Origin of the sequence: Streptomyces sp. enrichment culture (assembly GCF_964272895.1) — a bacterium.
In the GTDB taxonomy this organism is placed as follows: domain Bacteria; phylum Actinomycetota; class Actinomycetes; order Streptomycetales; family Streptomycetaceae; genus Streptomyces.
On the sequence record NZ_OZ186832.1, the window covers coordinates 838,404 to 852,215 of the forward strand.

Consider the following 13,812-nt stretch of genomic DNA (forward strand, 5'->3'; position numbering starts at 1 on the left):
CGTTCAGCCGCGGAACCAGTGCTGCGGCCGGGGTTGGATGTTCTGCCAGACGTGCTTGGGCTCTCGGTACTCGTCGAGGCCGGTCGGTCCCAGCTCCCGGCCCACCCCCGAGTGCCCGAACCCACCCCACTCCGCCTGCGGCACATAGGGGTGGTAGTCGTTGATCCAGACCGTGCCGTGGCGCAGCCGCCGGGCGACCCGCTGGGCCCGGCCCGCGTCCTGCGTCCAGACGGCGCCGGCCAGTCCGTACTCGGTGTCGTTGGCGATGCGGACGGCGTCGTCCTCGTCGGTGAAGCGCTCCACGGTCAGGACGGGCCCGAAGGACTCCTCGTGGACCACGCGCATGTCCTGCCGGCACTCGTCGAGGACGGTGGGCGGGTAGTAGAAGCCGTTCGCCAGCGCGGTATCGCGGGGACGCTCACCGCCGCAGCGCAGTACGGCGCCCTCGGCGAGCCCCGCGGCGACGTACTCCTCGACCTTCTCCCGGTGCTGCGCGGAGATCAGCGGGCCGGTGTCCGCGTCGGGGTCGAACGGCCCGCCGAGGCGGATGAGCCGGGCCCGGCGTACGAGCTCGTCCACGAAGGCGTCGTGCAGGCCGTCCTCGACGATCAGCCGGGCGCCCGCGGAGCAGACCTGGCCGGAGTGCAGGAAGACGGCGGTGAGGGCGAAGTCGACCGCGGTGTCGAAGTCGGCGTCCGCGAAGACCACGTTGGGGTTCTTGCCGCCCAGTTCCAGCGCGACCTTCTTCACCGTCGCCGACGCGGCGGCCATGACGCGGCGGCCGGTCGCCAGGCCCCCGGTGAAGGAGACCAGGTCGACGTCCGGGTGCTCGGCGAGCGGTGCGCCCACCTCGGCGCCGGCGCCCAGGACGAGGTTGGCCGCGCCCGCCGGGAGCCCGGCCTCGTGCAGGGCCCGCATCAGCAGGACGGAGGTGGAGGGCGTGAGTTCGCTGGGCTTGAGGACGACCGTGTTGCCCGCGAGCAGGGCCGGGGCGACTTTCCAGGAGGCTTGCAACAGCGGGTAGTTCCACGGTGTGATCAGCCCGCACACACCGACCGGCTCGTACCGCACATGGCTGACGGCGTCGGCGCGGCCGGTGTCCACCACCCGTCCGGCGCTGGTGCCGGCGATGCCGCCGTAGTAGCGGAGGCAGGAGACGACGTCGGCGATGTCGTACTCGCTCTCCACCAGCCGCTTGCCGGTGTCGAGGGACTCGGCGCGGGCGAACTCCTTGGCGTCCCGCTCGATCGCGTCGGCGGTGCGCAGCAGCAGCGCGCCCCGCTCGCGCTCGGGGGTGTGCGGCCAGGGGCCCTCGTCGAAGGCCCGGCGGGCCGCGGCGATCGCGGCCTCGGTGTCGGCGCGCGTCCCCTCGGACACGGTCGCGACCGGTGTGCCGTCGGCGGGGCAGCGGATCTCCCGATGGCCTCCGGCCACGGACGCGCGCCACTGTCCGTCCACATACAGGTCTGCCACGGCGGAGCCCTCCGACCCGATGTCGTTGCGCATCGCGCATCGAATTGCTTGTGGGGGAACCCTGGCCGAACGGCCGACATACGTCAAGGGGTCCCGTCGTAATTACGGGCGCAGGGTTGACCGGCAGCCGCGCCGACCCAACCATGTTGCGTATAGCCCATCGTGTTGTGCGATACGCACCAACGGGAGGCCCCCGTATGTCCCCTCGACCGCAGCCCGGCGACGAGTACGTCCTCACCTTCTCCTGCCCGGACCAGTCCGGACTGGTCCATGCCGTGAGCGGCTTCCTGGTCAGGAACTCGGGCAACATCCTGCAGAGCCAGCAGTTCGACGACCGTCTTCAGGACCGCTTCTTCATGCGGGTCCACTTCGAGGTGTCGGACCCGGACATCACGCTGCACCATCTGCGTGACCGCTTCGGGCCGGTGGCCGAGGCCCACCACATGTCCTGGACGCTGCGGGACGCGGCCACGCCGGCCCGCACACTGATCATGGTGTCCCGGTTCGGCCACTGCCTGAACGACCTGCTCTTCCGCTGCCGTACCGGCGCCCTGAACCTCGAGATCCCGGCGATCGTCTCCAACCACCGCGACTTCGCACCCCTCGCCGAGTCCTACGGCATCCCCTTCCACCACATCCCGGTGAGCAGGGACACCAAGCCCGAGGCCGAGGCGCGGCTGCTGGAGCTGGTCCGCGAACTGGACGTCGACCTCGTGGTGCTGGCCCGCTACATGCAGGTCCTCTCCGACGACCTGTGCAAGGAGCTGGAGGGCCGCGCCATCAACATCCACCACTCCTTCCTGCCGAGCTTCAAGGGCGCCAAGCCCTATCAGCAGGCGCACGCGCGCGGGGTCAAGCTGGTCGGGGCGACGGCGCACTATGTGACGCCGGACCTGGACGAGGGGCAGATCATCGAGCAGGACGTGGTCCGGGTGGACCACTCCCTGGACGCCGACGAACTCGTCACCGTCGGCCGTGACGTGGAGGCCCAGGTGCTGGCCCGCGCGGTGAAGTGGCACACCGAGAGCCGGGTGATGGTGGACGGCAACCGCACGGTGGTCTTCCGCTGAGCACGGTCCGGGCGGGGCCGGAGTCGACCGACTCCGGCCCCGCCCGTCGTACGACTGCGGCCCCGCCCGTCCGTTCGACCCCGGCCCCGCCTGTCGTACACGACGCCGGAGACACCCCTTACGGACCGAGCCGGTCCAGCAGCTCCCGTCGCCAGCGCTCCGTCTGCGCCACCTGGTTGAAGGTGAACAGATGCAGGCCCGCCACCCCCGCCGAGGGTGCCGTCAGCGCCTGCGCCGAGCGGGTCAGCAGCCGCTCGGGGGCGTAGCCGCCCGGCGTCGCGAACCGGAGGAACCACGAGGGATGCCGGGTGAGGAACCGCGTCGACTCCCCCACCCCGATCTTCGTCGCCACGGCCAGCAGCCTGGCCCGCTGCACCGGCCCCGCGACGCCCACGTGCACCGGCAGCGTGACACCCCGGTGCCGGATCCGGGCGACCCACTCCCCGAGCGCGCGGGGGTCGAAGCAGAGGTTGCTGACGATGTACGCGGCGTGCGCCCGCTTGTCCCACATCGCCTGGACGGTGATGTCGTCGTGCAGCAGCGGATGGCTCTCCGGATAGCCGGTGATGCCCATCCGGGCGAAGGGGCGGCCGAGTTCGTCGAGCCGGCGCAGTACCGGCAGGGCGCCCTCGTACGGCCCGGCCGGCGGGTCGGCGTCCCCCGCGGGCACGAACACGTCGTCCACGCCCGCCGCGCGCAGCCGTTCGGCGACGTCCTTGAGGTGGGCGTCGTCCCGCAGCAGCCGCGCGGGCACATGAGGGACCACCCGGAAACCGTGGGCGGTGAGCCGCTCGGCCAGGGCGAGCGTCGGCTCCAGGCCCTTGACCGGCGACGCCGTGACCGTGACCACGACGTCGCGCGGGACATGGGCGAGGACCTTGTCCTCGGTGGGACCGGCCGGCAGCACCTCGTAGCGGACGCGGTCGAGCAGCGCCCGCAGCACCTCGGCGGCCACGCGCTACCCGGCCTGCTTCTGGGCGTCGCGGTGCCGGTAGTAGGCGGCCCGGGAGGGCGCGAGCGGCTCCTTGCCGAGGATGAGGTCGGCGGCCTTCTCGGCGACCATCATCACGGGCGCGTAGATGTTGCCGTTGGTGACGTAGGGCATCACCGACGCGTCCACCACCCGCAGCCCCTCCATGCCGTGCACCTTCATGCTCAGCGGGTCCACGACGGACATGTCGTCGGTGCCCATCTTGCAGGTGCAGGAGGGGTGCAGCGCGGTCTCGCCCTCCCTGGCGACCCAGGCCAGGATCTCCTCGTCGCTCTCCACGGAGGGTCCGGGCGAGATCTCGCCGCCGTTGTACGGGGCGAGCGCGGGCTGGTTGAGGATGTTCCGGGCGACGCGGACGGCCTCGACCCATTCGCGGCGGTCCTGCTCGGTGGAGAGGTAGTTGAAGCGCAGGGCGGGGTGCACCCGCGGGTCCCGGCTCTTGATCTTCACCGAGCCGATCGCGTCCGAGTACATGGGGCCCACATGGACCTGGTAGCCGTGGCCGCCGGCCGGCGAGGAGCCGTCGTAGCGGACCGCGACCGGCAGGAAGTGGAACATCAGGTTGGGGTAGTCCACGTCCTCGTTGCTGCGGGCGAAGCCGCCGGCCTCGAAGTGGTTGGTGGCGGCGGGGCCCTTCCTCATCAGCCACTGGAGCCCGATGAAGGGGGCGCGCCACTTCGCCATGTACGGCTGCATGGAGACCGGCTGCCGGCAGGCGTACTGGACGTACACCTCCAGGTGGTCCTGCATGTTCTCGCCGACGCCCGGCAGGTCGTGGACGACGTCGATGCCGAGGGCGGAGAGCTCGGCGGCGTTGCCGACGCCGGAGAGCTGGAGCAGCTGCGGGGAGTTGATGGCGCCGCCACACAGGATGACCTCGCCCGCCCGCACCTGCTGCGGGGCGCCGCGGCCGCGCCGGTACTCGACGCCGACGGCGCGCTTGCCCTCGAACAGCACCCGGGTGACGAAGGACCGGGTGCGCACGGTGAGGTTGGGCCGCTTCATCGCGGGCTTGAGATAGGCCCTGGAGGCCGACAGGCGGCGCCCGCGGTGGACGTTGCGGTCGAACTTGGCGAAGCCCTCCTGGCGGTAGCCGTTGACGTCGTCCGTCGGGGCGTAACCGGCCTCCTGGGTGGCCTGGAGGAAGGCGGTGAACAGGGGGTTGGTGGCGGGGCCGCGCTCGAGGACGAGGGGGCCGTCGTGGCCGCGGAACTCGTCGTCCGGGTCGGCCGCCAGACAGTTCTCCATCCGCCGGAAGTACGGCAGGCAGTGCGCGTAGTCCCAGGTGTCCATGCCGGGATCGGCGGCCCAGCGCTCGTAGTCCATGGGGTTGCCGCGCTGGAAGATCATGCCGTTGATGCTGCTGGAGCCGCCGAGGACCTTGCCGCGGGCGTGGTAGATGCGGCGGCCGCCCATGTGGGGCTCGGGCTCGGACTCGTACTTCCAGTCGTAGAAGCGGCTGCCTATCGGGTAGGTCAGCGCCGCGGGCATGTGGATGAAGACGTCCCACGGGTAGTCGGAGCGCCCCGCCTCCAGGACGAGCACGCGGTTTCCGGGGTCGGCCGAGAGCCGGTTCGCCAGTGCGCAACCGGCCGATCCGCCGCCGACGATGACGAAGTCGTACTGCACGTGAGCCATGGGGCCTCGTCTCGCTCGCGCCGTCGATACGCCGGGCATGCTAATACGGGTAGCGCTATACGCACCAGGTTGCGAACAACGCAACTTGAAGCGCCGAGATGTGCGGCGCGTCATGTGGGCGGTGTTGTTTACTGCGAGTATAGTTCCGCTATGAGCAACTACAGTCCGGATACCGGAACGAACGGCTCGCCATCCGGGGGTGTGCAGTCCGTCGACCGCGCCATCAGCGTGCTGGAGATCCTGGCCCAGCGCGGCGAGGCGGGCGTCAGCGAGGTCGCCGCCGAGATCGACGTCCACAAGTCGACCGCGTTCCGCCTGCTCGGCGCCCTGGAGGCGCGCGGCCTGGTGGAGCAGGCCGGCGAGCGCGGCAAGTACCGGCTCGGCTTCGGCATCGTCCGTCTGGCGGGTGCGGTCACGGGGCGCATCGACATCACCCAGCAGGGACGCCCGGTGTGCGAGCGCCTCGCCGAGGAGATCGGCGAGACGGTGAACATCGCGGTGCGGCAGGAGCACTACGCGATCAACCTCTACCAGGTGCGCGGCCGGGCCGCCGTCACCGCGCACAACTGGGTGGGCCAGCTGACCCCGCTGCACGCCACGTCGAGCGGCAAGATCATGCTGGCCCATCTGCCCGCCAAGGAGCGCTCCGCGCTGCTGAGCGAGTCCGGCCTGAAGAAACTGACCCCCCACACCATCACCGCGAAGTCCAAGCTGGAGAAGAACCTGGAGCTGGCCCGCGAGCGCGGCTACGCCTGGACGCTGGAGGAACTGGAGATCGGCCTGCACGCCATGGCGGCACCGGTCCGCGACCGCGACGGCGAGGTCGTCGCCGCGATCAGCGCCTCCGGGCCCGCCTACCGCTTCACCGAGGAGCGCATGCACGAGCTGGCCCCGGTCCTGGTCAAGGGCGCGCAGGAGATCAGCCACCGGATGGGCTACCTGGGCTGAGTCACCCCTGGGCGGTGCCCAGGCGCTCGTTCACCCACTCGTGGAAGGCGCCGATGTGGTGCTCGCTGGGCACCAGCACCCCGCCCTTGGCGTAGAGGCGGGAGCTCATGCCGGGCTGGGTGCGCTCACAGGCGTCGAAGTCCTGCCGGTTGACCCGGTCGAAGAGCTCCACCGAGCGGCTGACGTCCTTGCCGCTGTCGACGACGTGCGGCAGGTACAGCCAGTCGCACTCGACGACCGTGCGGTCCACGGCCACCGGGTACATCCGGTGGAAGATGACGTGGTCGGGCACGAGGTTGATGAAGACCTGCGGCTTGACGGTGATCGCGTAGTAGCGCCGGTCCTGCTCCTCGGCGACGCCGGGGATGCGGTCCAGGCCCTCGCTGCCGTCGACGGTGAAGCCCTGGATCTCCTCGCCGAACTCGGCGCCGTGGCCCACGTAGTACTGGGCGGCGTAGCCGTCGGCGAACTCCGGGAGCACTTCGGTGAGTTCGGGGTGGATCGTGGCGCAGTGGTAGCACTCCATGAAGTTCTCGATGATGAGCTTCCAGTTGGCCTTCACGTCGTAGACGATCCGCCGGCCCACCGCGAGGTGGTCGATGTCGTAGTGCTCGATCGACTCCACGTCGCCCAGCCGCTCGACCACCGCGCCGATCACGTCCTCCTCGAAGGACGGGGGGTTCTCCGCCAGGCACACCCACACATAGCCGAGCCATTCCCGCACGGCGACGCTCACCAGCCCGTACTCGGTGCGGCCGACGTCGGGCATCTTGGTGAGGTTGGGCGCGGCGACCAGCTTGCCGTTCAGGTCGTAGGTCCAGGCGTGGTACGGGCACTGGAAGGCGCGCTTGACCTCGCCGGTCTCCTCGGTGCACAGCTTGGCGCCGCGATGCCGGCAGACGTTGAAGTACGCGCGGATCGAGTGGTCCCGGGCGCGGGTGACCAGGATGCTCTCGCGGCCCACGTCGACGGTGCGGAACGCGCCGGGCCTCGGGAGGTCGGAGGCGCGGGCGACGCAGAACCACATCGCCTCGAAGATGCGCTCCTGCTCCTGGGCGAAGACGGCCGGGTCCGTGTAGGAGGAGCCGGGGAGGGTGGCGATCAGGCTGTCCGGCAGGGAGGTCGAGGTCACGCTGCACTCCTCGGGAGACGTCGGGAGAGGGGGAGAGGTCAGGAACCGACCGTGGCGAACCGCTTGCGCCAACGGGTGAACAGACGCGGCTGGTCCATCCCGAGCACGGCGACGGGCGCGCCGGCCCGCCGGTAGACGGCGAGGAAACTGCGGTCGTCGGTGGCACCCTCCTCGACCGTCACGCTGTCGGCCCCGGCGGCGTGCCCGACGAACTGGATCCGCACTCCGTACTGGTCGGACCAGAAGTACGGCGGCCGGGGCGTGCCCGCCTCCCGCGCGCCGTGGGCGAGCAGGGTGGCCACGGCGATGGCGGGCCGCTCCTTCGCGCCGGTCCAGTGCTCGACGCGCCGGTGGCCGCCGGTGGCCGGGTCGTACCAGTCGGCGCAGTCGCCGACGGCGACCACCCCGGCGAGGCTGGTGCGGCCGTCGGCGCCGCACGTCACCCCGTTGCCGAGGGCGACGCCGGAGCCGCGCAGCCAGTCGACGCAGGGGACCGCGCCCACGCCGACGACGACGGTGTCGGCGGGGAGGGTGCGCCCGTCCTCCAGCAGCACGGCCTCGACGCGGTGCTCGCCGCCGAGCCCCTTCACGCCGACCCCGCAGAGCAGCCGTACGCCGTGGTCCGCGTGGAGGGCGGAGACGACGGCGCCCATGTCCGCGCCGAGCGGCCCGGCCAGCGGGACGGGCGCGGCCTCGACGATCGTGACGTCCAGGCCGAGGGTGTACGCGGTGGAGGCGACCTCGGCTCCGACGAACCCGCCGCCGATCACCACCAGCCGCCCGCCGCGGGCCAGATCCTCGCGCAGGGCGCGGGCGTCGTCCAGGGTGCGCAGGGTGTGCACGCCGGCCAGTCCCTCGGTGCCGGGCAGGGTGCGGGCGGCGGCCCCGGTCGCGACGACCACGCCGTCGGCGGGCAGTTCCCGGCCGTCGGCGAGCAGGACCGCCCGCCGGGTGCGGTCGAGGCCGGTGGCCCGGACCCCGAGCAGCCACTCCGCCCGCAGATCCTCCTCCTCCGCCTCCAGGGCGAGGTCCGCCTCGCCGAGGGTGCCGGCGAGGAACTCCTTGGACAGCGGCGGCCGGTCGTACGGGCGATGGGGTTCGTCGCCGACGACGACCAGCCGGCCGTCGTAGCCCTGCTGCCGCAGCGAGCGCGCGGCCGACAGCCCGGCCAGCGAGGCGCCCACCACGGCGACGGTCCTCACGCGGGGCCTCCGACCAGTCGGGCGGCCCCGCAGGGCGGCAGGTTGGGGGCCTCGGCCGACAGGCGGACGTAGACCGTGCCGTCCTCGACGACGACCTCGTGGGTGCGCACCGGGAGCCTGGCCGGCGGGGCGTCCACCGCTCCGGTGCGCAGGTCGAACGTCGAGGCGTGCAAGGGGCATTCGACCTCGCAGCCCTCCAGCCAGCCGTCGGCGAGCGAGGCGTCCTGGTGGGTGCAGGTGTCGTCGATCGCGTAGAGCTCGCCGTCGTCGGTGTGGAACACGGAAACCGGCGGCTCGATGTCCAGCCGGATGGCCTCGCCTCGGGGCAGATCCGCGAGACGGCACGCGGGAATCATCATGACACCTCGGTGCGTATAGCGAAACGGATTGCGGTAAGCGCAACGCCAGTCTGGGGGCGCCCGAGAACCCTTGTCAAGGCGTCAGAAGGCCCCTGCGCGACGGGTTTCCGAGGCATGCCGAAGGAGCCCCGGAAACCGGGGCTGAGCAGCGGAAACGACATGACGGCCCCGCCGCGGGCGCGGTCGTCGGACAGCGCCTGCGGCGGGGCCGGGCGGGCGGCGGTCAGAAGCCGCGGTCGATCCAGTCCTGGAGGTGCGGCGCCTCGGCGCCGATGGTGGTGGTGTCCCCGTGACCGGTGTGCACGACGGTGTCGCCGGGCAGCGTCAGCAGGCGGGTGCGGATCGAGTCCACGATCGTGGGGAAGTCGCTGTACGACCGTCCGGTCGCCCCCGGCCCGCCGGCGAACAGCGTGTCCCCGCTGAACAGGGCGCCGAGCGCGGGGGCGTGCAGACAGACGGCACCGGGCGCGTGGCCCGGTGTGTGCAGCACGGTCAGCTCCACGTCCGCGACCACGATCCGCTGCCCGTCGGCCAGTTCGGCGTCGGGCGCGCGGTCCGGGTGGGTCTGCTTCCACAGCGGCAGGTCGTCGGGGTGCAGCAGCACCGGGGCTCCGGTGGCCTCGGCGAGGGCGGGCGCGGCGTCGATGTGGTCGTTGTGGGCGTGGGTGCACACGATCGCGGTGACCCGGCGGCCCGCGACGGCCGCGGCGATGGCCTCGGCGTCGTGGGCGGCGTCGACGACGATCACCTCGTGGTCGTCGCCGACGATCCACACGTTGTTGTCGACGTCCCAGGTGCCGCCGTCGAGGCTGAACTGCCCGGAGGTGACGAGCCGTTCGACGCGCGCGGCGCTCACAGCACCACCACCGAGCGCAGGACGTCCCCGTGGTGCATGCGCTCGAATGCCTTCTCGACGTCGTCCAGCGGGATGGTCTCGGTGACGAAGGCGTCCAGGTCGAGCCGGCCCTGGAGATAGAGGTCGACGAGCATCGGGAAGTCGCGCGAGGGCAGACAGTCGCCGTACCAGGAGGACTTCAGCGCCCCGCCCCGTCCGAAGACGTCGAGCAGCGGCAGTTCCAGCTTCATCTCCGGGGTGGGCACGCCGACCAGGACCACGGTGCCGGCGAGGTCGCGGGCGTAGAAGGCCTGGCGGTAGGTCTCCGGGCGGCCGACGGCCTCGATGACGACGTCCGCGCCGAATCCGCCGGTCAGTTCGCGGATCGCGTCGACGGGGTCGGTCTCCTTGGAGTTGACGGTGTGGGTCGCGCCGAGCCGTTCGGCGGTGGCCAGTTTGCGGTCGTCGATGTCGACGGCGATGACCTTGGCCGCGCCCGCCAGTTTCGAACCGATGACCGCCGCGCCGCCCACGCCTCCGCAGCCGATCACGGCGACGGTGTCCCCGCGGCCCACCTGGCCGGTGTTGAGGGCGGCGCCGATGCCCGCCATCACACCGCAGCCGAGCAGTCCGACGGCGGCCGCGGAGGCGGCCGGGTCGACCTTGGTGCACTGCCCGGCGGCCACCAGGGTCTTCTCGGCGAAGGCGCCGATGCCCAGCGCGGGCGACAGTTCGGTGCCGTCGGCCAGGGTCATCTTCTGCTTGGCGTTGTGGGTGGCGAAGCAGTACCAGGGGCGGCCGCGCAGACAGGCGCGGCACTGGCCGCACACCGCACGCCAGTTGAGGATGACGAAGTCGCCGGGCGCCACCTCGGTGACGCCGTCGCCGACCGCCTCGACGATGCCCGCCGCCTCATGACCGAGCAGGAAGGGGAAGTCGTCGCCGATACCGCCCTCGCGGTAGTGCAGATCGGTGTGGCACACACCGCAGGTCTCGATCTTGACCAGCGCCTCCCCCGGTCCCGGGTCGGGCACCAGGATCGTCTCCAGACCGACAGGGGCGCCCTTGCTGCGCGCGACGACAGCACGGACCTGCTGAGCCATGGCCACTCCTCCGCTGAGAGAGAGTCGAGATGTTGCCTATCACGGGACACATCTCGCTTTGTGCAACACAGCATCGCGGAGGGCGCAGCAGCGGTCAAGGATCCGTGACCGACCGGCGAGAGGGTGAGGCGAGGGGTGCCAGGGGGACCCGGCGTTCCGGCGGGATGCCCTCTGGTCCTGGGGGGGAACGGAGAGTTGCCGGCCGCCTGGCCCCGGGGAAACGGAGAGTTGCCGGCCGACTGGTCCTGGCGAACGGCGAGATCCCGGCCCCCGAGTCTTGGGGAAACGGAGAGTTGCCGGCCGACTGGTCCTGGGGAACGGCGCGATCCCGCCCCCCTAGTCCTGGGGAACGGCGCGATCCCGCCCCCTAGTCCTGGGGAACGGCGAGTTCCCGGCCGCGGTGGAAGCCTTCCCGCTCCTCCACCACATGCGGTGCCATGCGGGCCCGCCGCTGGGCCTCGGCGTCGGAGGTCCGCCAGGCGTCGCACGCCTCCTTGGAGTCCCAGAAGGACACGCCGGTGATCTCCTGGCCGTCCTCGGACCAGTAGGCGAACGCGCGGCGCATGCCCTCGGGGTGTGTGTCGGGCCGCCACGCCTGCTCGAAGTCCCGCAGGGTGCCCGGCCGAATGCGGCGCGTCGTCACCCAGACGTAGTGCTCGTCCATCTCGGCCGCCTCCTGAAGTCGGTTCGGCACTTCGACCACCGTAGATCCGCCGCGCCCGTCGCGCCCGCCGGATCGGTGTGCATGGGCGACGCGGATCCGGCCCACTCGGACGGCATGGCTCGGTCCAACGACGAGATCGCGGCGCTGCTGCAGGAGTACGCCGACCTGATCGCGATCACCGGCGGCGAGGCGTACCGGGCGCGTGTCTACGAGAAGGCCGCGCGGGCGATCGGCGGCCACCACGCGGACGTGTCCACGCTCGACGCCAAGGGACTCAGGGAGATCCCCGGCGTGGGCAGGTCCATCGCCGAGAAGGTCACCGAGTACCTGCGCACCGGCAGCATCGCCGCCGTCGACGAACTGCGCTCCCGGATCCCGGCCGGTGTGCGGCGGCTGACGGCGATCCCCACGCTGGGTCCGAAGAAGGCGCTGGCGCTCTACGAGGAGCTGGGGATCTCCTCCGTCGAGGAGCTGGTCGAGGCGATCCACGCCGAGAGACTGCGCGATCTGAAGGGCTTCGGCCCCCGGACCGAGGAGAACATCCTCCACGGCGTCGACCTGCTGCGGTCCGCCGGCGACCGGGTGCTGCTCGACGCGGCCACGGACCTCGCCGAGGACATCCTCGGGCACCTGTCCGAGGTGACCGGCTGCCGCCGCTGCGCCTACGCCGGCTCGCTGCGCCGCGTGCGCGAGACGATCGGCGACATCGACGTCCTCGCCGCGGCCGAGCGGTCCGGACCGCTGATGGACGCGTTCACCCGGCTGCCGTACGTCACGGAGGTGATCGCCCGCGGCCGGACGAAGACCTCGATCCGCACGGTGCAGGGTCTCGCCGTCGACCTGAGAGTCGTACCGCCCGACTCCTGGGGCGCGGCCCTGCAGTACTTCACGGGGTCCAAGGCGCACAACGTCCGCACCCGCGAGCTGGCGGTGCGCGCGGGCCTGAAGCTGTCCGAGTACGGCCTCTTCGACGCCGAGAGCGGGGAGCGGATCGTCTCCGGGACCGAGGAGGAGGTCTACGAGCGGCTCGGACTGCCGTGGATCCCGCCGCCCCTGCGGGAGGACCGCGGCGAGATCGAGGCCGGCCTGCACGGCGAACTCCCCGACCTGGTACGGGAGTCCGACCTGCGGGGCGACCTGCACACCCACACCGACCTGACCGACGGGCTGGCGCCGCTGGAGGAGATGGTCCGGGCGGCCGCCGCGCGCGGGTACGCCTACTACGCGATCACCGACCACGGGCCCGACCTGTACATGCAGCAGATGACCGAGGAACGGATGCTGGCCCAGCGCGAGCGGGTGCGCGAGCTCGACGGCAGGTTCGGCAAGGGGCGGCGCGGCATGCGGCTGCTGCACGGGGTGGAGCTGAACATCGGCCCGGACGGCGACGTGGACTGGCCCGCGGAGTTCCTGGCCGGTTTCGATGTGTGCGTGGCGTCCGTGCACTCCCATTTCAACCAGTCGCGGGACGCCCAGACCCGGCGGCTCGTGCGGGCCTGCGAGAACCCGCACGTCCATGTCATCGGCCACCCCACCACCCGCATCCTCGGCAGGCGCCCGCCCCTGGACGCCGACCTCGACGAGGTCTTCGCCGCGTGCGCCCGCACCGGTACCGCCCTGGAGATCAACGCCCACCCCGACCGGCTGGACCTGCGCGACGAGGACATCCTGCGGGCCCGCCGCCACGGCGTCCGCTTCGCCGTCGACAGCGACGCCCACGCCGTCCCCCACCTGGCGAACCTGCGCTACGGCGTGGGGACCGCCCAGCGCGGCTGGCTCACCAAGGAGGACGTGATCAACACCTGGCCGGAGACCCGCTTGCGGCGCTTCCTGCGCAAGGGCGGGTGACCAGGGCGGGGACGGAGGCGCGGGGGCGTGAGGGGGCGGCGCTCCCGTCGCCGTCAGCCGGCGTCCGGGAACTCCCCCGCGAACGCGCCCGCCATCCGCAGCCAGGGCTCGGCCTCCCGCGCACGCCCCTGTCGCTGCAGGGTCCGCCCCAGCATCAGATGGGCGTAGTGCTCCACCGGATCCCGTTCCGTGATGATCCGCAACTGCTCCTCGGCACGCCCCAGTTGAGCCGAGTGGTAGTACGCGCGAGCCAGCAGCAGCCGCGGACCGGTCTGCTCCGGAGCCTCCTCCACGACCTCGGCCAGCAGCCGGGCGGCACCGGCGTAGTCCTTGGCGCCGAACAGCGACCGCGCCCGCTCCCAGCGCTCCGCCGTGCTCTCCTCCCGCGGCCCGCCGGCACCGTTGTCGAACAGGTGCAGCGCACTGACCCACCGGTCGGGCGCGACCCCGTCGTACGGCCCGTAGCCGTTGAAGTCGCCGGTCATGGGTCCTCCGTTCGCCTGGGCTGGGCGCAGCGAGAGAAACGGCGCCACCACCGCCACCAAAGTG

General features: G+C 71.8%; 13 protein-coding genes. 3 read left to right on the forward strand and 10 right to left on the reverse strand.

The window, feature by feature from the left end; translation table 11 throughout:
- Window positions 1-3 precede the first annotated feature (3 nt).
- On the reverse strand, window positions 4-1,473 hold the full coding sequence (locus ACSU6M_RS03705) for an aldehyde dehydrogenase family protein (protein ID WP_437074997.1): 1,470 nt from the start codon (window positions 1,471-1,473) through the stop codon (window positions 4-6).
- 197 nt (window positions 1,474-1,670) lie between these two features.
- On the opposite strand from ACSU6M_RS03705, the gene purU reads away from it, so the two are divergent.
- Window positions 1,671-2,543 carry a formyltetrahydrofolate deformylase gene (purU, locus tag ACSU6M_RS03710; protein ID WP_437066993.1) on the forward strand — a complete coding sequence of 291 codons (873 nt, stop codon included), beginning with the start codon at window positions 1,671-1,673 and terminating at the stop codon, window positions 2,541-2,543.
- Window positions 2,544-2,661: 118 nt separating this feature from the next.
- On the opposite strand, the gene ACSU6M_RS03715 is transcribed toward purU, so the two are convergent.
- A complete protein-coding gene (locus tag ACSU6M_RS03715; protein WP_437066994.1) occupies window positions 2,662-3,498 on the reverse strand; it encodes a methylenetetrahydrofolate reductase in 837 nt (278 codons plus the stop codon).
- A 3-nt stretch (window positions 3,499-3,501) separates the two neighbouring features.
- Complete coding sequence (gene betA, locus ACSU6M_RS03720) at window positions 3,502-5,172, reverse strand: choline dehydrogenase (protein WP_437066996.1); 1,671 nt, start codon at window positions 5,170-5,172, stop codon at window positions 3,502-3,504.
- A 150-nt stretch (window positions 5,173-5,322) separates the two neighbouring features.
- Between betA and ACSU6M_RS03725 the strand changes: the two genes are divergently transcribed.
- Window positions 5,323-6,120 (forward strand): IclR family transcriptional regulator, encoded by a 798-nt coding sequence (locus ACSU6M_RS03725; protein WP_437066997.1) that lies wholly within the window; start codon window positions 5,323-5,325, stop codon window positions 6,118-6,120.
- A 1-nt stretch (window position 6,121) separates the two neighbouring features.
- Here ACSU6M_RS03725 and ACSU6M_RS03730 read toward each other — a convergent pair whose 3' ends face one another.
- The 6 genes from ACSU6M_RS03730 to ACSU6M_RS03755 form a co-directional block, all read right to left on the reverse strand.
- On the reverse strand, window positions 6,122-7,252 hold the full coding sequence (locus ACSU6M_RS03730) for an aromatic ring-hydroxylating oxygenase subunit alpha (RefSeq protein ID WP_437066998.1): 1,131 nt from the start codon (window positions 7,250-7,252) through the stop codon (window positions 6,122-6,124).
- Between the two features lie 38 nt (window positions 7,253-7,290).
- Window positions 7,291-8,454 carry an NAD(P)/FAD-dependent oxidoreductase gene (locus tag ACSU6M_RS03735; RefSeq protein WP_437067000.1) on the reverse strand — a complete coding sequence of 388 codons (1,164 nt, stop codon included), beginning with the start codon at window positions 8,452-8,454 and terminating at the stop codon, window positions 7,291-7,293.
- Window positions 8,451-8,813: a bifunctional 3-phenylpropionate/cinnamic acid dioxygenase ferredoxin subunit gene (locus tag ACSU6M_RS03740; RefSeq protein ID WP_437067002.1), complete on the reverse strand. Its 363-nt coding sequence runs from the start codon at window positions 8,811-8,813 to the stop codon at window positions 8,451-8,453. Before ACSU6M_RS03740 ends, ACSU6M_RS03735 begins: the two co-directional genes overlap by 4 nt.
- 223 nt (window positions 8,814-9,036) lie before the next feature.
- Window positions 9,037-9,669 (reverse strand): MBL fold metallo-hydrolase, encoded by a 633-nt coding sequence (locus tag ACSU6M_RS03745; RefSeq protein ID WP_437067003.1) that lies wholly within the window; start codon window positions 9,667-9,669, stop codon window positions 9,037-9,039.
- Complete coding sequence (locus ACSU6M_RS03750; RefSeq protein WP_437067005.1) at window positions 9,666-10,751, reverse strand: S-(hydroxymethyl)mycothiol dehydrogenase; 1,086 nt, start codon at window positions 10,749-10,751, stop codon at window positions 9,666-9,668. Before ACSU6M_RS03750 ends, ACSU6M_RS03745 begins: the two co-directional genes overlap by 4 nt.
- A gap of 367 nt (window positions 10,752-11,118) precedes the next feature.
- Window positions 11,119-11,445: a hypothetical protein gene (locus ACSU6M_RS03755; RefSeq protein WP_437067007.1), complete on the reverse strand. Its 327-nt coding sequence runs from the start codon at window positions 11,443-11,445 to the stop codon at window positions 11,119-11,121.
- Between the two features lie 84 nt (window positions 11,446-11,529).
- On the opposite strand from ACSU6M_RS03755, the gene polX reads away from it, so the two are divergent.
- Window positions 11,530-13,263 carry a DNA polymerase/3'-5' exonuclease PolX gene (gene polX, locus ACSU6M_RS03760; protein WP_437074999.1) on the forward strand — a complete coding sequence of 578 codons (1,734 nt, stop codon included), beginning with the start codon at window positions 11,530-11,532 and terminating at the stop codon, window positions 13,261-13,263.
- Between the two features lie 53 nt (window positions 13,264-13,316).
- Here the strand turns inward: polX and ACSU6M_RS03765 are convergent, their stop codons facing one another.
- Window positions 13,317-13,748 (reverse strand): tetratricopeptide repeat protein, encoded by a 432-nt coding sequence (locus ACSU6M_RS03765; RefSeq protein WP_437067008.1) that lies wholly within the window; start codon window positions 13,746-13,748, stop codon window positions 13,317-13,319.
- Window positions 13,749-13,812: the final 64 nt, after the last annotated feature.

Coding starts and splice junctions, on each gene's coding strand:
- purU (WP_437066993.1), top strand. CDS start 1,671: ATGTCCCCTCGACCGCAGCCCGGCGACGAGTACGTCCTCACCTTCTCC.
- betA (WP_437066996.1), bottom strand. CDS start 5,172: ATGGCTCACGTGCAGTACGACTTCGTCATCGTCGGCGGCGGATCGGCC.
- ACSU6M_RS03725 (WP_437066997.1), top strand. CDS start 5,323: ATGAGCAACTACAGTCCGGATACCGGAACGAACGGCTCGCCATCCGGG.
- ACSU6M_RS03740 (WP_437067002.1), bottom strand. CDS start 8,813: ATGATGATTCCCGCGTGCCGTCTCGCGGATCTGCCCCGAGGCGAGGCC.
- ACSU6M_RS03750 (WP_437067005.1), bottom strand. CDS start 10,751: ATGGCTCAGCAGGTCCGTGCTGTCGTCGCGCGCAGCAAGGGCGCCCCT.
- polX (WP_437074999.1), top strand. CDS start 11,530: ATGGCTCGGTCCAACGACGAGATCGCGGCGCTGCTGCAGGAGTACGCC.
- ACSU6M_RS03765 (WP_437067008.1), bottom strand. CDS start 13,748: ATGACCGGCGACTTCAACGGCTACGGGCCGTACGACGGGGTCGCGCCC.